The organism is Metabacillus litoralis (genome assembly GCF_020524045.1).
Lineage (GTDB): Bacteria > Bacillota > Bacilli > Bacillales > Bacillaceae > Metabacillus > Metabacillus litoralis_C.
Genome location: NZ_JAIVKL010000014.1, coordinates 53,385 through 74,996, shown reverse-complemented (window position 1 = coordinate 74,996; position 21,612 = coordinate 53,385). Strand labels below are relative to the sequence as shown.

General features: G+C 33.2%; 18 protein-coding genes. 14 read left to right on the top strand and 4 right to left on the bottom strand.

Annotated features, from left to right (window positions below):
- Positions 1 to 5 precede the first annotated feature (5 nt).
- The gene (locus LC076_RS18045; protein WP_226670483.1) at positions 6 to 1,487 is read right to left on the bottom strand and encodes an MBOAT family O-acyltransferase; all 1,482 of its coding nucleotides are present in this window, start codon (positions 1,485 to 1,487) and stop codon (positions 6 to 8) included.
- A 291-nt stretch (positions 1,488 to 1,778) separates the two neighbouring features.
- Between LC076_RS18045 and LC076_RS18040 the strand changes: the two genes are divergently transcribed.
- The 8 genes from LC076_RS18040 to LC076_RS18005 all read left to right on the top strand — a co-directional run bounded on the left by LC076_RS18040 (position 1,779) and on the right by LC076_RS18005 (position 10,249).
- Positions 1,779 to 2,933: a nucleotidyltransferase family protein gene (locus LC076_RS18040; RefSeq protein ID WP_226670482.1), complete on the top strand. Its 1,155-nt coding sequence runs from the start codon at positions 1,779 to 1,781 to the stop codon at positions 2,931 to 2,933.
- Positions 2,933 to 4,702, top strand: coding sequence for an ABC transporter ATP-binding protein (locus LC076_RS18035; RefSeq protein ID WP_226670481.1), 1,770 nt, complete (start codon positions 2,933 to 2,935; stop codon positions 4,700 to 4,702). Before LC076_RS18040 ends, LC076_RS18035 begins: the two co-directional genes overlap by 1 nt.
- 3 nt (positions 4,703 to 4,705) lie before the next feature.
- Complete coding sequence (locus LC076_RS18030) at positions 4,706 to 5,620, top strand: hypothetical protein (protein WP_226670480.1); 915 nt, start codon at positions 4,706 to 4,708, stop codon at positions 5,618 to 5,620.
- On the top strand, positions 5,613 to 6,470 hold the full coding sequence (locus LC076_RS18025; protein WP_226670479.1) for a sulfotransferase domain-containing protein: 858 nt from the start codon (positions 5,613 to 5,615) through the stop codon (positions 6,468 to 6,470). The genes LC076_RS18030 and LC076_RS18025 overlap by 8 nt, the downstream gene beginning before the upstream one ends.
- Before the next feature lie 17 nt (positions 6,471 to 6,487).
- Positions 6,488 to 7,411 (top strand): hypothetical protein, encoded by a 924-nt coding sequence (locus LC076_RS18020; protein ID WP_226670478.1) that lies wholly within the window; start codon positions 6,488 to 6,490, stop codon positions 7,409 to 7,411.
- A gap of 223 nt (positions 7,412 to 7,634) precedes the next feature.
- A complete protein-coding gene (locus tag LC076_RS18015; protein ID WP_226670477.1) occupies positions 7,635 to 7,919 on the top strand; it encodes a lasso peptide biosynthesis PqqD family chaperone in 285 nt (94 codons plus the stop codon).
- An 18-nt stretch (positions 7,920 to 7,937) separates the two neighbouring features.
- On the top strand, positions 7,938 to 9,800 hold the full coding sequence (locus LC076_RS18010) for an asparagine synthase-related protein (RefSeq protein WP_226670476.1): 1,863 nt from the start codon (positions 7,938 to 7,940) through the stop codon (positions 9,798 to 9,800).
- The gene (locus LC076_RS18005; RefSeq protein WP_226670475.1) at positions 9,797 to 10,249 is read left to right on the top strand and encodes a lasso peptide biosynthesis B2 protein; all 453 of its coding nucleotides are present in this window, start codon (positions 9,797 to 9,799) and stop codon (positions 10,247 to 10,249) included. Before LC076_RS18010 ends, LC076_RS18005 begins: the two co-directional genes overlap by 4 nt.
- A gap of 102 nt (positions 10,250 to 10,351) precedes the next feature.
- Here LC076_RS18005 and LC076_RS18000 read toward each other — a convergent pair whose 3' ends face one another.
- The 3 genes from LC076_RS18000 to LC076_RS17990 all read right to left on the bottom strand — a co-directional run bounded on the left by LC076_RS18000 (position 10,352) and on the right by LC076_RS17990 (position 13,164).
- Complete coding sequence (locus LC076_RS18000; protein WP_226670474.1) at positions 10,352 to 11,767, bottom strand: alanine/glycine:cation symporter family protein; 1,416 nt, start codon at positions 11,765 to 11,767, stop codon at positions 10,352 to 10,354.
- A 201-nt stretch (positions 11,768 to 11,968) separates the two neighbouring features.
- Positions 11,969 to 12,382 carry a hypothetical protein gene (locus LC076_RS17995; protein WP_226670473.1) on the bottom strand — a complete coding sequence of 138 codons (414 nt, stop codon included), beginning with the start codon at positions 12,380 to 12,382 and terminating at the stop codon, positions 11,969 to 11,971.
- 287 nt (positions 12,383 to 12,669) lie between these two features.
- The gene (locus LC076_RS17990; RefSeq protein ID WP_226670472.1) at positions 12,670 to 13,164 is read right to left on the bottom strand and encodes a DoxX family protein; all 495 of its coding nucleotides are present in this window, start codon (positions 13,162 to 13,164) and stop codon (positions 12,670 to 12,672) included.
- Positions 13,165 to 13,643: 479 nt separating this feature from the next.
- On the opposite strand from LC076_RS17990, the gene LC076_RS17985 reads away from it, so the two are divergent.
- From LC076_RS17985 to pseI, 6 genes are all read left to right on the top strand, one after another.
- Positions 13,644 to 14,738, top strand: a complete 1,095-nt coding sequence (locus LC076_RS17985; RefSeq protein ID WP_226670471.1) for an acyltransferase family protein — start codon at positions 13,644 to 13,646, stop codon at positions 14,736 to 14,738.
- Between the two features lie 1,303 nt (positions 14,739 to 16,041).
- Entirely contained in the window at positions 16,042 to 17,016 is a 975-nt protein-coding gene (gene pseB / locus LC076_RS17980; RefSeq protein WP_226670470.1) for a UDP-N-acetylglucosamine 4,6-dehydratase (inverting), read from the top strand.
- A 36-nt stretch (positions 17,017 to 17,052) separates the two neighbouring features.
- Positions 17,053 to 18,225 (top strand): UDP-4-amino-4,6-dideoxy-N-acetyl-beta-L-altrosamine transaminase, encoded by a 1,173-nt coding sequence (gene pseC / locus LC076_RS17975; protein ID WP_226670469.1) that lies wholly within the window; start codon positions 17,053 to 17,055, stop codon positions 18,223 to 18,225.
- 9 nt (positions 18,226 to 18,234) lie between these two features.
- Positions 18,235 to 18,969, top strand: coding sequence for a glycosyltransferase family protein (locus tag LC076_RS17970; RefSeq protein ID WP_226670468.1), 735 nt, complete (start codon positions 18,235 to 18,237; stop codon positions 18,967 to 18,969).
- 16 nt (positions 18,970 to 18,985) lie between these two features.
- Entirely contained in the window at positions 18,986 to 20,437 is a 1,452-nt protein-coding gene (pseG, locus tag LC076_RS17965) for a UDP-2,4-diacetamido-2,4,6-trideoxy-beta-L-altropyranose hydrolase (RefSeq protein WP_226670467.1), read from the top strand.
- Between the two features lie 16 nt (positions 20,438 to 20,453).
- The gene (pseI, locus tag LC076_RS17960) at positions 20,454 to 21,488 is read left to right on the top strand and encodes a pseudaminic acid synthase (protein WP_226670466.1); all 1,035 of its coding nucleotides are present in this window, start codon (positions 20,454 to 20,456) and stop codon (positions 21,486 to 21,488) included.
- The last annotated feature ends 124 nt before the right edge of the window (positions 21,489 to 21,612 follow it).

Sequence of the window (21,612 nt, the reverse complement as noted above, 5' to 3'; positions counted from 1 at the left end):
TAACCTCAAAAATTAAAGTATAAAAATTCACTTACTTTTGTAATGTGTAACAGAGAATAAATAAATAAAATGAGTGTGAATAACAAAGTGTACCATGTAGGCTTGAATCTTTCTATTAGCTCGTTTGTGTTCTTAAAGCAAAGAGTTATAATGAAACCAATGATAAGAAACTTAATTGCGCCGTCAATATCTGTAAGAGCCAGCTGATTATAAGTAATAGCATCATAAGATGGAAGGTTTATATATGACAATATCCTTTCAGGGAGAATAATTCCATTAAATCCGAACATTGCTTCTAAGATTTTAAAGGCGTCATTAAAATCGGATGCTCTAAAGAAAACCATAGAAAAGTTAATGAAGTTAAACGTAACAAACCAAGCCAAAACTTTGTTCATTTTACTACCGGTATGTTTCCATAACCTGTGTAATACAGTTGCTGCTCCATGCAAAAATCCCCAAAAGATAAATGTCCAGCCTGCACCATGCCATAAACCGCTTATAAGAAACAATAATAGTAAACTTATGTTTGTCCGTAATTTTACATATTTTTTGATGTTTAGGGGGATAAATACCCTTTTCAGTAAAAATCGATTTAATGGCATAAAAATATAACGATATAAAAATTTACCTAATGTGATGTGCCATCTATTCCAAGAATCCTGTATATTAAGAGCTTTGTAAGGGGAATTGAAATTAATTGGTAATTTAATGTTGAATAATAAAGCTGCCCCAGTAGCCATATCCATATAACCACTAAAATCAAAATATAATTGAAAGGTAAAAGACAGAGATACAATCCATCCCTCAATCATCGATAGTTTATCCAAGGTATCGAATCCCTCAGTTGCCCATATAGCAAAATGATCCGCCAGTATGACCTTCTTAAATAAACCAATAGAAAAAATGAACAATCCAATTGCTTGGTTCCTATAGTTAAAAAGCTTGTTCCTATACTCTGCAAATTGTGGCATCATCTCTTTATGATGAACGATTGGTCCTGCAATTAACTGAGGAAAAAATGTGACAAATAAACTATAGTTTAAAAAGTTGTATTCTCTTGTTTCTTTATGATAAGAATCAACTAAAAAAGCGATTTGTTGAAATGTAAAAAAGCTAATGGCCAAAGGTAAACCAATCTCCAATAGTTTTAGGTTTGCCCCTAAGGTGTTAAGGCTTGAAATGAAGAAGTTCGTATATTTAAAGTAGCCTAAAAAACCCACATTACAAATAATACCAAAGATTAATACAACTTTCTTATATTTTGTCGTGTTAGTTGAACTCAAGCTTCTGCCAATAAAATAGTTAAGTAAAATGGAAATAACTATCAGTGGCAAATAAGATACATTCCACCAGGAATAGAAAAATAAAGAAGATAAAAGTAACCATAATTTAGAAACGTATAATAACCTTTTTTTATTTAGATAAAAGTAGATAAAAGTAACGATCGGTAAAAAAAGGAAGATGTATTCAAATGAATTAAATAGCATGCAATTTCTCCTGAGTAGATATTCATGATTAGCTAATTAGTCAAAAAGTTTTATATATTTCAATAACTAGAACATTGACTAAAATAACTTCGATTTTTGAGAATGAAAAATTTTCACACACTAAATCTGCATTCTATTTAATATTATAGGTTACATTTGAAAATAGTCGACATAAAAATACAAATCTCCTGAAATTTCTCCTTTACTTCCAAAGAAAATAATAGATAATTAGTACTATATTAAAGAAAAATCTGCAAAAATGTAAATTATATAGAGATTGGGGGGAAGAGTATGAATATAAACAATGGATTTGCCAATGAAATAGAGCTACTTCTCGATTGTATAAATAATGAGGATGTGGAACAATTTCATGCAAAGAAAGTCAATTGGGATGAAGTATTAAGATTAGCTAAATTCCACAGACTTTATCCAATCCTTTCAGACCGTCTAACGAGCAACCGAAAAAATAAAAGCCTTCATTCATTAGAATTTGGTAATAAATTATTAAGCACAACTAAAAATGGTAAATTTAAACTCTTCCAACTTACAAGAGAATTAACAAAGATTTCGAACACATTTGCTCAACAGGATATTCCACTTATCTGCCTAAAAGGACCGGTTATTTCTTCAAAACTATATAATGACCCTATGCTTCGTCCAACTAGAGACTTAGATCTTCTAGTTCCTTTTAATAAGTTAAAGGAAGCCGAAACATTATTAATAGAAAATGGATATATTGAAGAGTATGAGATAGAGAACTTTGAAGATCTTAATTATAAGAAGCTTCATCACAAAATTTTTGTTCATCAAGAGAGTAAAGTCCTGGTTGAATTACATTGGAGGCTACACCCTAATCTTTATAAAGAGCCATTATTTGCAGAATTATGGAGTCGTAAGGAACAGATTCATATTGGAGGAACCACAGTTAACATTCTTGGTGAAATGGACTTGTTTTTATTTTTAATCACTCATGGCTCTCGTCATGCTTGGTTTCGGTTACGGTGGCTTTATGACATTCATCTTTTTTTACAAAAACCTTTAGATTATGAATCAATTAAGGAAACAGCTCAAAAGCAAAAAGTTGAGCATATGATCGGACAAGCTGTTGCATTAAGTAACTTTTTCTTTAAAACGAAAATTCCTACTGAGCTAAGTATTTATACAGGTTCGCGTAAGTGTATAAAGATATCGAGAATGGCACTAACTATATTAAAGAAAAATATAGACTTTACAAATTCTACAACTCTTAATCATTATCTTCTTCAAAGAAGGTATCACTATGCTTTACGTGTAGGAATTAGACAAAAGCTCGACTATATTTTTCAACATTTCTACCCTAATCAATATGACATTGAAACGTTAAAGCTACCTGAAAAATATTATTCACTCTACTACCCTCTCCGCCCCTTTTTATGGGTCGTTCGACGATTTAGAAGGATTAATTAATGAAAATCTTTTTTGAATTTATCTCAGATGTGTACAAGCAATTCGATCAAAAATTCATACAGGTCATATTTTTTACGGTATTAATGGCTTTTACAAACGGTTTGGGAATTATGATGCTTGTTCCACTTCTTACGATAATTGAAGTGCCTAATGAAGAAGCATCATATACGCATTTATTTATCTCAAATTTAACAAATGAAGAACAGATTATGTTTATCTTATTCATATATATACTTTTAATCTCAGTGGGAGCAATTATTAATAGAAAAGTAGCCATATTAAATACTGAGTTAATGCAAGGATATACACGGCATGTGAGAACTCAGTTGTATAGGGGCATTATCTATGCTGAATGGGAATATCTAATCGAGCAAAGGAAATCAGATCTCATTAATGCATTTACAGTAGAAACGGGGCGAATTAGTGCAGCTTTACTAAGTTACTTAAGGATACTTTCCCAATTACTTGTGGCAGTAGTTCAACTAATTATAGCCTTTGTCATTTCTGTTCCTTTAACTCTTTTTGTATGTTTGAGTGGATCGGTTTTGTTCGTTGTTCTTAGATCAAGCTTAAAGGAATCCAAACAACTTGGTGGCTCTTTACAAAAATTTAACCAAAAGCTACAAGGTGAAATAAATGATCAATTAAATGGAATGAAAGAGTGGAAAAGCTATGGGATTGAAAAAAAACAACTACATGAATTTACAAGAGTAGCAACAAAAGTAGAAGAAAATATCGTTCATTTTACTAAGGTTCAATCAAAGCCTGATCTTTTCTACAGAATTGGGGCAGCAATCATTATTAGTTTGTTTTTTTATATTGCTTTATTCGTTTTCCATGAAGAAATAACGTCAATTGTTATTATTGTGTTTATTTTCTCACGATTGTGGCCAATGTTTTCTTCTTTTCAGAACAATTTACAATTGATATTCTCTGTTCTGCCAGTGTATGACAATATAAACAGATTAAAAAAAGAAATGAATCATGCCGAAGAGATACATCAGGCAAGTGTGATTCTTCCAAATCTTCCATTAGAAAAAGGTATTACCTTCCAAGAGATTAATTTTTCATATCAATCCAACAACTCATTTAATATAAATAACTTAAATATTAAAATTCCTCCAAAAAAAGTAACCGCAATAGTTGGTGAATCTGGAGCAGGCAAAAGTACGGTTATTGACTTGCTATTAGGGTTATTAAAGCCTCATTCAGGAGATATTCTAGTGGATGATATTGTAATTGATCAAGAAAGGTTAACACAATGGAGAAGCCTAGTCGGCTATGTTCCTCAGGACACATTTTTATTGCACACAACCATTAAAGAAAATCTTCATAGGTTTAATCCTGAGGTAAGTGAAGAGGAAATGTGGAATGCCTTGCATTTGGCATCAGCAAAAAAATTTATTGAACAACTTCCTGAAGGACTAGATACGGTTATTGGTGATAAGGGAATTAAGCTCTCAGGAGGAGAACGGCAGCGACTCATCCTAGCTAGAGCCATCCTAAGAAAACCATTGTTGTTGGTGTTAGATGAAGCAACTAGTGCGTTAGACAATGAAAATGAATGGAAAATAAAACAATCAATTGAACAGTTGAGAGATAAGATGACAATTGTGTTGGTCGCTCACCGGTTATCAACTGTCAAAACGGCAGACCATGTAATCGTTTTGGACAAAGGAAGATTGATAGAAGCTGGCTCTTATGATGAGTTAGCTAGTAAAGAAAATGGATATTTGCAAAAAATGCTTAAACAAAATTATGAGGTGTAAATGGTGAGTAAGGTAAAGTGTTTGGTAACAGCTTATGGGTTAACAATCGAGTCGGATCTCAAATTGCCGGAACTTCTGACGGTTGTGTTAGATAAAGAAGTAGACGTGCGGGTTAGGTATGGTAAAGTACCACAGCATCTATCTCTACCTTCAAATGGAAACCCATGGTATGAAATTGCAAAAGGGGAATTTTTATTAAGAGTAGATGGTGTTGCCAAATATTATGTTCAAGATGGTGAGACAATTACGATTGAATCCGAGTTGCATGCTTCTGAAAAAGATATTCGCACATTCTTATATAATACGGTTTTTTCACAGCTTTTATTTCAAAGAAGTTTGTTAGTATTACATGGTTTTGCATCTATTATAGAGGGTGATGGTGTCATTTTTGTAGGAAAGTCCGGATCTGGGAAAACATCGATTGCTTTACAGCTAAATCAATACGGACACAAGATACTGGCAGACGAGCTATGTGCAATCAAAATAAACTCTAATAAGAGAAACATTCTACCGGGAATTCCTCAATTACACGTATGGGAAGATACACTAATAAAAGCTTGTGAAGATGTTAGCCAATATGAAACCGTTCGTGAAGGAATTCAAAAATATGCTATTGACCTTAAAGAGGATTTCCATCTTAGAGAAGTTAGCGTTTCAACTATTGTTGTTTTATCGAATCATAATAAAGATAACCTTCAGTGGAAATCGGTACAAGGTGCAGAAAAATACAATTCCATTATGAAAAAGCTTTATAACATCGACATGTGTGAATATGGGGAGATGAAGGGGATAACTTTCATGAATTGTACGGCGCTAGCGAATGGAGTGCGTGTGTATGAATTAGGGTTTAATCACCGGGTACATCCGCCTAGTACTCTCGTTGATTTTGTATGTAAGGAGTTAAAAAAGCATGAATAATATTATTTGGCTCTCTTCATATCCTAAATCTGGAAACACATGGTTCAGAGTGTTCATCTCACATCTATTAAAAGAGTCATACGGTGATGTTACGATTAATGGCATTAAAACAGATGGGATCTTTAGCTCAAGAATTATTTTTGATAGTATCGTAGGGATCGAATCATCTGATTTAACGTTTGATGAGATTGATAGACAAAGACCAAAAGTATATAACTATTTGGCTCAAAATTTGCAAAAGAACTTGTTTATAAAAGTTCACGATGCTTATACCTATTTGAAGGATGGAAGCCCCCTGCTTGGAACTGTAAATGCTAAAGTCATTTATATTGTAAGAAATCCATTTGATGTCACTGTGTCATTTTCTAATCATTTATCAAAAAGTATGGATAAGACAGTCGAAATTATGGGAAATGAAGAATATGCTTTCTGTAGCAAGAACGGCTCTTTATCCAATCAACTAAGACAAAAGCTACTTACATGGAGCCTGCATGTAGACAGCTACCTACATGCAACTGAAATAGATGTTCATATAGTGCGATATGAAGATATGAAGCTACACCCGTTAGAGACATTTACAAAAGCCATACAGTTTATAGGATTAACACATACCGTCGATCAGATAAAAGACGCGATTGGTAAATCAGATTTCGAGAAGTTAAAAGCAGAAGAACAATTAAATGGCTTTAAAGAGAAGCCGTATAAGGCAAAAGCGTTCTTCCGTAACGGGCAAGTCGGGGACTGGAAAAATCATTTGACGGATGCTCAAGTTGAGAAGTTGATTCTCGATCATCAAGAAACAATGAAGAGATTAGGATATATAGATGATAATGGGCAACCAGTTTATTAATAAAGGAATTTATCGTTATGAAAACATATAAAGCATTTGGACTTATCATCTTCTCAGATGTGTTATTGTCAGAATTAGTTGAGGTACATTCGCAAAAAGCTGATGTGTCGATAAAAATAGGTAAGGTTCCTGATACTTTTGATGGTATTGTGTTTGATCAAGGTAACAAAAAAATCAGTGTAGATACATTTCGTTTAGATAATGTAGGCATTGCAAAATATTATGTGAATAATGGTGACCTTATTATAGTAGAACCTTATGAAAATAGTCTATTCGAAGAAGTGAAGCTCTTTTTACTAGGCTCTTGTATGGGTGCTATTCTGCATCAAAGAAAGATTCTCCCACTACATGGTAGCTGTATCCATGTTGATGGACAAGCTATTCTATTAACAGGAAACTCAGGAGCAGGGAAATCGACCATTGCATCAGCATTCCTAAACAAAGGATATAAAATGATCACAGATGATGTTGCAGCTATTGTCATGGATGAATTAAATAGTCCGATGGTTTATCCAAGTTATCCTAGTCAAAAGCTTTGGGAAGATGCAATTGAGAGACTAGGTCGAAATGACCGTAAGAAATCACTAAATCGTATTTCGAATGACTTGGATAAATATTCTGTTGAAAGTAGGGAGCAATTTTTTGATAAATCTACTAGACTTGAATTTGTTATAGAGTTGCTTCCATCTGATGCTAAAAGAGTAGAGGTTCAAAAAATTACTGGACCGGAGAAGTTGAATATTATTTTGAAGAACACGTATAGAATGTTTATGGTCGCTGCCACAAATAACGTAGAATTGCACTTTTTACAGTGTGTGAATGTGGCGAATAAGGTAGAAGTATATAGAGTGGTTAGGCCTAGGGATGAGTGTTTGGAGAATGAAATTTGTGAAGGATTGTTAGAGATAATATTGAAAGGAGGTGAAGGGAATGAATACTGAGAAGAAAGAATGGAGTGCTCCTAAGGTTGAGGAGTTGGTTTTTACTCAGACTGCTGGTGGTTCGCCTACGCCTGGGGCGGAAGTAACAGTGTCTGCAACAAGAAGCTAATAAAGCAATAGGTAATTTAGTATTATATAAGCTCATGATAAGTATAGGGTGTAAACATAATCTTAAATGAGCTTATATATTTTTAATAGTTAAATTATAGGAAGGGTGAGTTAAATGGAGAGTATTGAACAGAAGAGTTTAATCAAAAGAAAAAGTAATATTCTAGCATCAGACATGGATGGAGAAACTGTCATGATGAACATTGAGACAGGAAAGTACTATAATATAGGCAATATAGGTGGAGCAATATGGAGCTTAATAGAAAAACCAACACAGGTTGATACACTTATTGTTCGGTTAACGGAAGAATATGAAGTGGAACGAAGTCAATGTAAAGCAGATATACTACCGTTTTTAAATAAAATATTTCAGCAACAATTAATTGAAATCGTAAAGTAAAGTCAGAGGAGAAAAAAAATGAGTGCTATCTTTGGAATATGGCATTTTGATGATAAAGAAATTAGAGAAATTCATATTGAACGAATGAAAGAGTCCCTTCTCAGCTATGGGAAGGATGATCAAGATGTGGAGATTGATAAAAGTATTGCCTTAGGAAGCTGCCTCCATAAATTAAGTATTCCTTCTCAAGAAGAGAATCTAATCATTAAGCATGAAAATATCATACTTGTGGCTGATGCTCATATCTATAATCGAGATGAATTAATAAATGACCATAAACTAACAAATCATCAAAATCTTTCAAATCAAAAATTATTGTTGCTTGCGTATTTAAAATGGGGAAAAGATTGTCCGATATATATTAACGGTGATTTTACCATGGCCATTTGGGAGAAAGATAAACACCAACTCACCCTCATTAGAGATCACTTAGGAGTTCGTCCCCTTTATTATTTTCACAACGATTCAGTTTTTGTTTTTTCCACAGATTATCGATCGATTTTGTCTCTCCCATTTGTTCCTAAGAAGTTGGACGAAAGTATATTGTTCAAATTGCTTTCAAATTCAAATAAAATGGAAGCAGAGAGTACTTACTATGATGGTATTAAAAGAGTACCACAGGCACATGTCTTTACGGTCAGCAATAAAGACATCGCAAAGAAAAAATACTGGTCACCAGGATCGGGGCAAAAAATTTCGTATAACACAGAGAATGAGTACTTTAAGGCACTTACTGACCTTGTGTCCGATGCTATTTCAAGAAGGATAAAAAGTTCTGACTTGAAAATTGGGGCGCAAATGAGTGGGGGATTAGATTCATCTGTTATTGCGATAATGGCTAATAGAGACTTGAAAAAGCAAAATAAAAAGTTGCCATTGTTTTCGTGGTCCCCTTCTTTTAAGGTCTTTGAGAAGCAACAAAGAGATGAAAGACAGTTTATTGAGGATGTTTGTAATCAGGAGAAGCTATCCTGTTCTTATTATGATGCAGTTAATAATTCAAAAGATATTGATAAAATAAGAGCGATTGAACTCAGTGAGACAGCACCATTCTATCAAGAGCTGGATTATATGAAATCAGAAGGAGTGCGACTCATCTTGTCTGGATGGGGTGGAGACCAAGGGATTAGTCACCGAGCGAATTTATTTGAATTATTTGTACATGGATATTTTAAATTATTCTTTCAAGAGTCTTTATTGTTATCCGAAAAATCTCCATTAAAGCTAGGTAAGATTATTTTGAGTAATACAATAATGAAGTTTATCAAGTTAAAAAGTGATAATGTTTCGTCTAAAGTGGATCCTATAAATCTTACAAAAGAGGAATTTTATGATCGAATGATAACGTCCTCCAAGAAAAACTTACATTATTTTAATCTTAATCCAATCAAGCATCTAGAATCGGGAAATATCCAAACGAGAACGGAATTATCTGCTTGGTTAGGAGCGGAGTATAATGTGCAGTATTTGTTCCCATTTTTAGACTACAGGGTCATTGATTTTGCCATGTCCATTCCAAAGCATATGTTTTATAAGAACGGTATTAATCGTTATGTCTTTAGAAAAGCATTTGAAGAAATCCTGCCTAGGGAGCTTTGTTATTATGTTCCCAAAGATGATGTTGCTCGATTGACTTATTATATTGATCATGTCAAAAATGATGGATCTGAAAAATTGATTTTGAATGAAAAATTAAATAGAGAGCTTTTTGCTCCTTATATTAGTTTTGATAAAGTGCAAAATTTACAGAATTTGATAGAGCAGCAAGACAACGATTTGGGTAAACTTCAATTTAAGAAGAGAATGCATATCCTCTATAATCTTCAGAAAATCATTAAACAGGCTGAAAATAATGGGCTAATAAAGGAACGACAGGAATGAGATCTATCGTTAAATTTATCAAACTACCTTTTAAAACAAAATTACTATTAGTAGAGGCTTATATTTTCCTGGGCTTTTCAAGGTTTCTTATTGTAACTACGCCATTCAAGAGAATATCCAAGCTTCTAGGAAGTGAGTATCAAGAAACAGCGGTTTCTAATGATGGCATCAATCTAAAACAGGTTCGTCAAGTATCAAGAGCGATTCAGATCATGAGCAAATATACCTTCTGGGAGAGTAAATGCTTAGCTCAGTCATATACAGCAACATTTATGTTATCAAGAAGAAAGCTTCAAACAACAACATATCTTGGTGTAGCTAAAGATGAAACAGGTAATCTGATCGCACATGCTTGGACTCGATGTGGGACGGTTTATGTGACTGGTGGGAATGGTGGGAAGTTTACGGTTACTGGTAGGTTTGCGACAAGGGATGCGTTAAGGGGTTAAAGATGAAGATCAGACCTGTCCCTTATCCTTCATCAATGTAAAATAAAAAACCTCTTTCCTATTCAAATCCTATAGGAAAAAGGTTTCTTAATTAAGTATGACTTACTTACCTTGACCCTTCTCTAAATCCTCACCCCATGCCTCAACATTCTTCAAGCCTTCAATAGAATTCGAATAAAAAACCGGATCTTTCCCACTTGCTCTCTGCTTCGTATAATCAGTAAGCGCCGAAAACGCGATCTTACCTAATAAAGTAATCGCAATAAGATTAATAATAGCCATTAACCCCATAAACATGTCTGCTAAATTCCATACAAAGCTTAAAGAAGCTAGTGAACCAAAAGCGACCATGAACACAACAGCAACACGATAAATATTTACATATAAACGTTTATTTTTAATGAATTCTATATTCGACTCTCCGTAATAATAGTTACCAACAATTGAACTGAATGCAAACATAAGAACCATGATAGAAAGAAAGATACCAGCCCATGAACCTAAAGATGTCTCAAGTGCACTTTGCGTTAAGACAATACCGTCTGGCTCTGCTGACGTGTATAGACCTGATAAAAGAATAATAAAGGCAGTTGAACTACAAATAATAAGTGTATCAACAAAAACACCAAGTGATTGAATCAGGCCTTGCTTAACAGGATGACTGACATCAGCTGTAGCAGCAGCATTTGGCGCACTACCCATACCAGCTTCATTTGAAAATAATCCTCGTTTGATTCCGTTCATCATGGCTGCACCTAAAGCACCACCAGCAGCTTCTTTAAATCCGAACGCACTTTCGAAAATTAACATGAAAACACTAGGAATCTCCGTAATATTTGTAATCATGATAAACAGAGCAACTAAAATATAAGCACCAGCCATGATTGGTACAATAACTTCTGATACCTTTGCAATTCTTTTAATGCCTCCGAAAATAATAATCGCTGTAATGACTGATAAAATGGTAGCCATCACAACTTTATTCACACCAAATGATGCATGAAAAGCACTTGTGATTGTGTTTGCTTGAACAGAGTTAAAAGCTAGACCGAACGTAAGCGTGATCAATACGGCGAATGTAACACCCATCCATCTAGCATTTAATGCTTTTTCCATGTAATAAGCAGGACCGCCACGGAAAGTATCGCCATTCTTTACTTTATAAATTTGCGCAAGCGTACTTTCAACAAAAGCAGACGCAGACCCAATTAAGGCAATAAGCCACATCCAAAAAACAGCACCAGGTCCACCAGTCGTAATCGCGATCGCCACACCTGCTAGATTACCAGTTCCAACACGAGAAGCTGTACTAATACAAAATGCCTGAAAAGAAGAAACACCCTTCTTATTCGCTCTTGCTCCTTCACCTAATAACCGAATCATCTCTCCAATTAAACGAAACTGAACAAACTTTGTGCGTACAGTAAAATATAACCCCAAACCGATCAACATAACTATTAAAATATATGACCATAACAATGTATTTGTACTACCAATGATACTTTCAATAACCTTCATATATGTACTCCACTCCTAGTAACTTATCTAGTTTGGTGTTTAATTGTTTAAACACCTATATTATTTTAGCATAGTTTTAGGATGAAGTTAATTAGTAATAACGGTGCCTGTCACTCCCCGAATAATCTTGTTACACATAATGTTTCACAAAGACATAGGGACAAGGAAACTGTTCCTATGTCCCTCAATAAGCGATTCTCACTATTTACAAAACGATTCATACAGTCTGCGAATTTCCTCTTTATGAATAGATCCCGAAACATATGAAATAAGCGACAAATCCTTAACCTGTTCTAATTCAGAAATCAAATTCCGTTTTCCGCCCTTTAGTTTGATATGTTTCCCAAAGTTTTTGATAGCAAGTTCATACGTTTCTGGATTGTAACAAATCAATTTATGATGATTCATAAATCGTTCCATTAAAGAGGTAACATCTTCAACAGAATAGCCTGATTGACAAGCCATAAGTTTTCTCGATATACGATAGATACCAATTCTATTCACATGTCTGTTTGTAAGAAGATAAAGATAAAAATATTTTTCCTGTGCTGTCATATCTAGTAAATCAAAAGAAGTATTCCAAATATTAGCATTAACCATTTGGTATTCTACCATTTCTCACCACTGCCCTTTCTCTACTTGAAATCTTTTCTTAGACTATATAGGCAGAAATGGAGAAATAGTAGCGGGTGATTTTGAAAAAGTGTGTGTCATCATTAGTCTTTTCATGATTATCATATTTTTTTAGAAAACTAGCTTTAATGATAGACAAAAAGGTGACTACAGAAAATTCGGGTGGTGACAGTCACCACCCGAACGTTATCAACACTATTCCTCAGAAAGTTCCGCTGATACGGCAATCGCAAAGCCAATAGCTAGTGAAAGACTCATAATAACAAGTGTCATGCAAAATTCTCCTTTCTTTTGTGAGTTTTTTTGAAGTATTTTGTATATTTGTTAAAGTGATTTTTGATATAAGGATCTAATCCGATTCTGCCTGCATTTCCTGCGAGAAGAATGATAAACAAATGTATAATTAACATTTGTAAATCCAATGAAGCTTGAAATGTCATCAAGAAGGAGAAGTTCATTAAACCTCCCATTAAGGCAGAGAAGCGTGTGAATACTCCTAATAAAAGGGCAATTCCTACACAAAATTCGCCAACAGTTACTAAAGCTTCAAAAAGATTAGTATTAGGTAAAACAAATAGTTTCATAAAGCCTGCCCACCAAGAAGGGAGGACCCCACTGTTAACTTGAGTTTCTAACATTGAACCTATACTAAAATCATAGACGATCTTATTTTCTGCATTAGACAACCACATATAACTTAAATAGATTCTAGCTATAACAAAAGTAGCTGCAATAAACAAACTATTCTTTAGAAAATTTCTCATTTGAAAACCTCCAAGTATATTGTTTTGTGAATTAATTCACAAGCGTAATCAAAAAATTTTAGACTGTGTTTATACTTTTATGTGAATTATTTCACATAAAAGTATAAAAAAATAGGATTCTTGAAAAAATGACCTAACAAATAGATATAAAGTATGTGATATTTTTCACAATATAATATATAGAAAATCCATGAATTATTTTCTATATATACTATTTATATGATATATCGTTAAATTATGCAACTAAAAACACTCAAGGTGACTGTCACGACCCGAAAAATCTCGTTACACACAATGTTTCACAAGAGATTTTGGCAAGATGAATTTTTCTCTGTCCACCTGTTACTCCGTCAATATGTGGGTTGATATTTATGTTTACAAGTTTTTCCTCCGTATAGTATGTTTTAACTATAAGCTAGTTTAGATAATTCTATTGGTTAGAAAAGACATATTATATTTATATTGAGGAGAAACATGTAATGAACAGCATAAAGAATTCAAGGAGATATGACTTAGATTGGATGAAAGTAATTGTGACACTTTTTGTGTTTTTGTATCATTGCTCGATGTTTTTTAACCCTTTTAGTTGGCATGTAAAAAACAATACAATTGATTCAGGTTTTATACTGGTATTTTCACTTGTGGTTGGCACTTGGATTATGCCTTTATTTTTTGTTTTGTCAGGTTTAAGCACTTCTTATTCTTTACAGAAAAGAGGGGGACTTGTTTACTTAAAAGAGCGCTTTATTCGTTTAGGTATTCCGCTATTATTCGGTATTTTTATTTTATCTCCTCCGCAAGTTTATATTGAGCGACTAACACATGGTCAGTTTTCAGGATCATTTTTGTCTTTTGTTCCTCATTATTTTGATGGCTTGTACTTAGGAATAGGTGGTAGTGGGAATTTCGCCTTTGTGGGATTACATCTTTGGTATCTTCTTGCTTTATTACTTTTTTCTATCATAACGTTGCCTTTGTTTTTAAAAACAAAACCGATAAAAGTTCCTACAACCTCATCAATTTTAGTAACACAAATACCTATTATTCTTGTTGCTACGTTTAGTAATATCGTTAATCTTGGAGGGTGGGATCTACTTGTATATCTGTTACTCTATTTAATTGGTTATTATTTTTTTACGAATTATTCCATTGATAGATTAAAGCGTAAATTATTTCTCACGCTAATATTTGTGTGGTTTATTTCTACTTGTAGTTATATCATCTGGTTTTACATAGGAGCCCCTTCAAAAGGTACGCTTACCTATTTTTTCTTTACAGCTTTACTTGTTATTAGTTGTTGGAATCTGATTTTATGTATATCTTATCTAGCTCATAAATATCTATCATTTCAAAATAACATACTAAAATATTGTAGTGAAGCAGCCATGCCTTTTTATGTTCTGCACCAACCGATCATTGTATTTCTTGGTTTCTATCTAAAAGATCTAGATTGGCCTGTAGGTGTAAAGTTTGTATTATTAATCATGTTTTCATTTACAATTATTATCTTAACCTATCACTTTATAATTCGTCGGATTTCTTTTTTACGCGTCTTGTTTGGCTTAAAGAGTTAATCGTTCCAAACAAGCACCCCAAAAATTTTCTCTGATGTTATCGACATTAATCATCAGTAAGTTCAGCTTATACAGTGGCAAAGCTGATTGCTGGAGTAATGCTCATAATAACAAGTGTCATGTGAAATTCTCCATGCTTTTGTGGGATTTATTGAGATAGCTTGATATTTGTAAGGGGATATTTGATGTTAGGCCCTAATCCGATTCTGCCAGCATTTCCAGTTTGAAGAATGAAAAAATGTATAATTAACATTTGTAATCCATTGTAGCTGGAAATGTTATCAAGGAAGAATAACTTATAAAATGCTCCCATTAAGACAGAAAAGCGTGTGAATACTCCTGGTGGAGGTACAGTTCCTACACTAAATTCACCTACAGTTACTAATGTAATTTACCCTCGAAATCATGCTTTTGTGCTTGTTACCCTAGATATATTCTCTACAGATTTATATTACTTAATACTAAATCTCAAGAAAACCTATACCATGATGTCGTCGCCAAATAAGCTCCTCCACCTTCCGAAGAAGCGTGTGATTAAGATTCACCAATCAAGGTATCTAATTCGTATACAATTCAGTTCTAATAACTCTTCTACAAAATTAAAAGAGAATATATGTTGGAACTAACAGAATGGTACTATTTTTCTCATGAGGTCCCAATATCAATTCATCGAAAAAATCAGAAAATATATTCAGATCTTTATTTTTCCAATGAGGAATGTCCAGAGTCAAACATAAATATAACGGGTAGAGAAGAATGAAGTGGTATTGTAAAGTTGTACTTACATTTCAAAAATAAGGTTATTGCATTGCCACGTTTTGAAAGAATGTAATAAAAAGAATAATAAAACAAATAATAAAACCAACAATATAAACTTTGTACTTAAGAATTGCTTTTTTATGCCGATTTAATAGTTAGAAAGACATTATTAGTTATTTTTAAGGCACTTATGTTATTGAGAAATGTCAGTAGTAGATGTTGCATCTAAATAAGTATTTATATACTGTATATTCAAGAAAAAATTCATTTCCAAATATTTTTTTTGTTGGCTCTTAAAGTAGATGATATCATCAATATAGTTAGCGAAATAATGAATTAATTTTAAATAAGTGATACAAAGCGATAATACTGAAAGGTTAAGGGTTAACTATACTTTATTGCAAGGTTTTAACTGTCTATTGTATTAATCTATTTTTAGAATGAAATGTTCGAAAGGTATATATGTGAATCTCTCTATTTCATATGAATAAATGTAAAAATAAACAAAAATGGAATATAACACTATCTTAAAGGAGCAGTCAAAATGTATAGATTCGAAGGGAAAAGTGTTTTAGTAACAGGTGGGACAGGTTCTTTTGGTAAAAAGTTTATTTCTAAGGTTTTGGAACAGGATGTTAAAAAAGTAATTGTTTTTAGTCGAGATGAATTAAAGCAATATGAAATGGCTCAGGAATACACTGATCCTCGAATCCGATTCTTTATAGGAGATGTTCGTGATAAGGACCGTTTATACAGAGCATTTGATGGAGTAGATATTGTTATTCATGCGGCTGCTTTAAAACACGTTGGTGCTTGTGAATATAATCCTTTTGAGGCGGTAAAAACCAATATTCATGGTGCTCAAAATATTATTGAGGCTGCTATTGACCGTGGAGTTGAAAAAGTAATAGCTTTAAGTACTGATAAAGCTGCAAGCCCGATTAACTTATATGGAGCAACCAAATTAGCATCAGATAAATTATTCGTTGCTGGGAATTCTTACGCAGGTAACAAAGTAACAAGATTTTCAGTGGTTCGTTATGGGAATGTAGTAGGAAGCCGCGGAAGTGTTGTACCTTTCTTTAAAAAGTTAAAGGAGCAAGGGGTGACTCAGCTTCCCATTACTGATGAACGTATGACACGTTTTTGGATTACCCTAGATCAAGGTGTACAATTTGTAATTGACAATCTTGAGAGAATGAATGGTGGAGAAATCTTCATACCAAAGATTCCTAGTATGAAAGTTGTGGATTTAGCAAAAGCAATTGCTCCTAATTGTGAAATAAAAATAGTTGGTATTCGCCCTGGTGAGAAATTGCATGAAGCAATGATAAATGAAGATGATGCTCGCCAAACTTTAGAATATGACAATTACTATGTTATCCAACCTGAATTTCCTTGGTGGAGGGAAGAATTTACAACTGGGGGTAGAACACTACCTGAAGGATTTACCTATGTAAGTGATGTGAATGAACATTGGTTAACTGTTGATGAACTTAGAGAATTAGTAAAAGAGTAATCGCTTTTTCTTCTATATATGGAAAGGAAGATTAATATGGGTACTAAAACAACCAGAGACAGTTATTTACCATATGGCCGACAATGGATCGATGAAGAAGATATTCAATCAGTGGTAAATATATTAAAAGGTGACTACTTAACAACTGGGCCAGCGGTAGCAGAGTTTGAAAAAGCTGTGGCTTCATATGTAGGAGCTAAGTATGCTGTTGCATTTTCGAATGGAACAGCCGCCCTTCATGGTGCTTGCTTTGCAGCGGGTATTGGTGAAGGAGATGAAGTTATTACAACACCAATGACGTTTGCTGCTAGTTCTAATTGTGTACTTTATCAAGGTGGAAAGCCAGTTTTTGCCGATATAGATCCAAAAACTTATAATATAGATCCAAAAAACGTAGAGGCGTTAATTAACGAGAATACAAAAGCTATCATACCTGTACATTTCACTGGACAACCTGTTGATATAGATGAACTTCATCAACTTGCTAAAAAGCATAATTTGGTTGTCATTGAGGATGCTGCACATGCTATGGGTGCGACCTATAAAGATAATAAAATAGGCTCATTGAGTGATATGACAATGTTTAGTTTTCATCCTGTTAAGCATATTACTTCAGGAGAAGGCGGAATTATAACTACTAATAATGAAGAATACTATCAAAAATTATTACAATTTAGATCCCATGGAATAACAAGAGAATCTGATAAATTGGTTGAAAATCATGGTCCTTGGTATTATGAAATGCAGTTCTTAGGTTTTAATTATCGAATGACTGATATTCAAGCGGCTCTTGGTACTAGCCAATTAAAGAAGCTTGATACGTTTGTTGATCTAAGAAAGAAGTATGTCTCATTATACAATAAGGCTTTTAAAGAGATAGTTGAAATCCAAACTCCATATCAAGACCAAAATGGAGTATCAAGCTGGCATTTATATATTATACGTTTAGATTTAGATAAGCTTTCAGTGAGTAGAAAAGAAGTGTTTGAAGCTTTAGCTAATGAAAACATAGGGGTTAACGTACATTATATTCCAGTTCATCTTCTACCATACTACTCAAAATTAGGCTATCAACGTGGTATTTGTCCTATCGCGGAAAAGCTATATGAGGAAATGATTACATTACCACTTTTTCCAGCTATGACAGAAGAAGATATAATGGATGTAATAGCAGCTGTAAATAAAGTAATTAATAATTATCGAAAGTAGGGTAATTGCATGAAGATTGCAGCTATTATACAAGCAAGAATGGGTTCAACAAGACTTTCAGGTAAAGTAATGAAAGAAATAAAGGGAAGTACAATTCTATCCCATGTAATAGAAAGAGTTAAACAATCAAGTTTAATAGAAGAAATTATTATTGCAACCACAGAACATGAGAGAGATGATGTTATAGAAAAAGAGGCAATTGCTTGTGGTGTGAAGGTATTCAGAGGTAGTGAAGAAGACGTTCTTAGTCGTTATTATTTAGCTGCAAAAGAAAATAATATTGATATTATTGTAAGGATTACTTCTGACTGCCCCGTAATTGATCCGAACGTAATAGATAAAATGGTTAAATATTATTTGCAAGAAAATTATGCACTTTTAACAAATGCTGGATCAGAACTAAGTCAAAGAACATTTCCTCGAGGATTAGATACTGAAATATTTTCTTTTGACGAATTAGAAGATGCATTTAATAATGGACAGGAAAAGTACCATAGAGAACATGTTACTCCATACATTTATGAACATAGTAATAAAATATATTATTATAAAAATGATATTGACTATTCGAATCATCGTTGGACTTTAGATACAGAAGAGGACTTTGAGCTAATAAATGAAATATATAACAGACTTTATAACGGGAAACATGATTTTTATCTTCAAGATATTTTAGAAATATTTAATCAAGAACCGAAACTTTCTACTATCAATGCACATATTGAACAAAAAAAAATTAAATAGAATAAGGATGAAAAATATGAGGGCGTTGATCTTTACAGAAGGTGGTAGTCAAATAGGCTTAGGACATATATCAAGGTGTAGCTCTTTATATGATGAATTGATGGACACGGGAATTGAAGTTGAGTTCATTATTAATAGTAATACAACGCAACTTGAATTAATCCAAAATAAGCATTACAAGATAGTTAACTGGTTATCAAAAGAGTTTTTAGCAGACTATATTAAGCCAGATGACTATTGTATTGTAGACTCTTACTTGGCTAGTGAAGATTTATGTCAAGTTTTTTCAATTCTTGCAAAGAAGACTCTTTTTATTGATGATAATGGAAGGATTGAATATCCAAAAAGTATAGTGGTAAACCCATCCCTTAGTACCGAAGCAGTTAAGTATCCTATAAATGATGCTAACTGCTATTTACTTGGACCCAAATATATCATTTTGAGAAGACCCTTTACGGGAGTTAAAAGAAAGGAAATTAATCAGCAAGTTAAAGAAGTGCTGATAACATTAGGTGGGTCCGATATACACAATCTAACTCCGAGCATCTTAAAACAAGTAGCTTTAAACAACTCAGAGGTTACCTTAAATGTAGTAATAGGAAATGCATTTGAAAATATTGAAGAAATAAAGAGTTTTTCCTCAAAGAATATTAATCTTTATGAGAATGCCACGGCTGAAGAAATGAAAGCCATAATGTTAAAATCTGATTTTGCTATAACGGCTGCAGGGCAAACTATCTATGAATTGTTAGCTACTCAAACACCCTTTATTCCAATAAAGGTAATTGATAATCAGGAGCATAATATTTGTGCTTTAAAAGAACTTTATTTGATTGAGAGAGCTCTTGATTATAGCGATATTTCCTTAAGCGAAAAGTTAATTTTTGAATTTGAGAACTTAATGAAATATAGTACCCGTATAGGGCTGGTAGAAAGTTATAAAGAAGTAATAGATGGGTTAGGAAGTAAACGAATTATTGAAATGCTATTATCAGGAGAGGTAATGGAAAAAGAATACTTCTTAAGAAAAGTGAAAGATGAAGATATCTTTGATGTGTTTCAATTATCTAATGAGGATTATGTGAGAAAGTACTCAATCAATCAAAAAAAAATTAATTGGGAAGATCATAAGGTTTGGTTTCAAAGTATAAAAACTTCTCAAAATAATGTATTTTATGTTGTGACTGATTATTCAGAAAAATTCTTAGGGCAATTGAGATATAAAATAGAGGATGAATCAGGAATCGTTAGTATTAGCTTGGGTAAATCAATAGCAGGAAAAGGATTAAGTAAGAAATTATTAAAAGAGAGCCTTGAGTTAATTCATAAGGAAAGAAATGAATTGAAAAATATTATAGCCTATGTATCAAATGATAATATTGCCTCCAAAAAACTGTTTGAAAAGGTAGGCTTTAGATTACATGAAAACAATAAAGGGTTACTAAAGTATATTTACTCATTTAAATAGAGGTGGAATATAATAAATGCTTATCGATCATTTTGACATAACCAAAAAAGTATTTATAATTGCAGAAATGTCAGCTAACCATGGGCATGATATAAATATTGCGAAAGAAACAATAAAAGCTGCAAAAGATGCAGGAGCAGATGCGATTAAATTGCAGACATATACAGCAGATACGATAACGATTGATTGTAATAATGAGTACTTTCAAGTTAAGCAAGGTACGATTTGGGATGGAAGAACCTTATATGATTTATATAAAGAGGCTTATACTCCATGGGAATGGCATGAGGAGTTAATGGATTATGCGAAAGAACTAGGGTTAATTTGCTTTTCAAGTCCTTTTGATAAAACGGCTGTTGATTTGTTAGAATCTCTAAATGTACCTGCTTACAAGATAGCATCTTTCGAAATAACAGATATTCCTTTAATAGAATATGTTGCTTCAAAGAAGAAACCAATCATTATTTCAACTGGCATCGCAACTATAGGGGAAATAGAAGATGCTGTACAAGCTTGTAGAAATGCAGGTAATGATCAGATCATTCTATTAAAATGTACATCTGCCTATCCTGCAAAAATTGAAGATGCAAACCTACGAACAATGCAAAACCTTAAAGAGACCTTTAATGTGGAAGTGGGCTTATCAGATCATACATTAGGTGCAACAGTACCAGTTGTTTCTGTAGCACTAGGTGCAAAAGTAATTGAGAAACACTTTATTTTAGATAAAAGCATTGGTGGTCCAGATGCTAGCTTTTCACTTGATAAACAGGAATTTAAATTACTTGTTGATTCAGTAAGAGATGCAGAAAAAGCCCTGGGAAAAATAGATTATGAAATGACAGAAAAAAAAGAGAAGAGCAGAGAGTTTTCTCGATCATTATTTGTCGCAAAGGATATTAAAGAAGGAGAAGCCTTTAATAAGGAAAATGTCCGTTCTATCCGTCCTGGTTATGGATTAGCTCCAAAATATAGTAATAATATATATGGTTCGATAGCAAGTCAAGACATTAATAGAGGCACTCCACTGAAGTGGAAGCATATAAAATAGATGTTAGTAATACCGATTGGAAGTAGTGATATTTGTTAAATCCAAAATCAAGAAATCTCCCAGGTCCTTCAAATATCTTTCGAGTCGTGACGAACTATAATTTCGTCAGGGTTGTCTTTTGTTA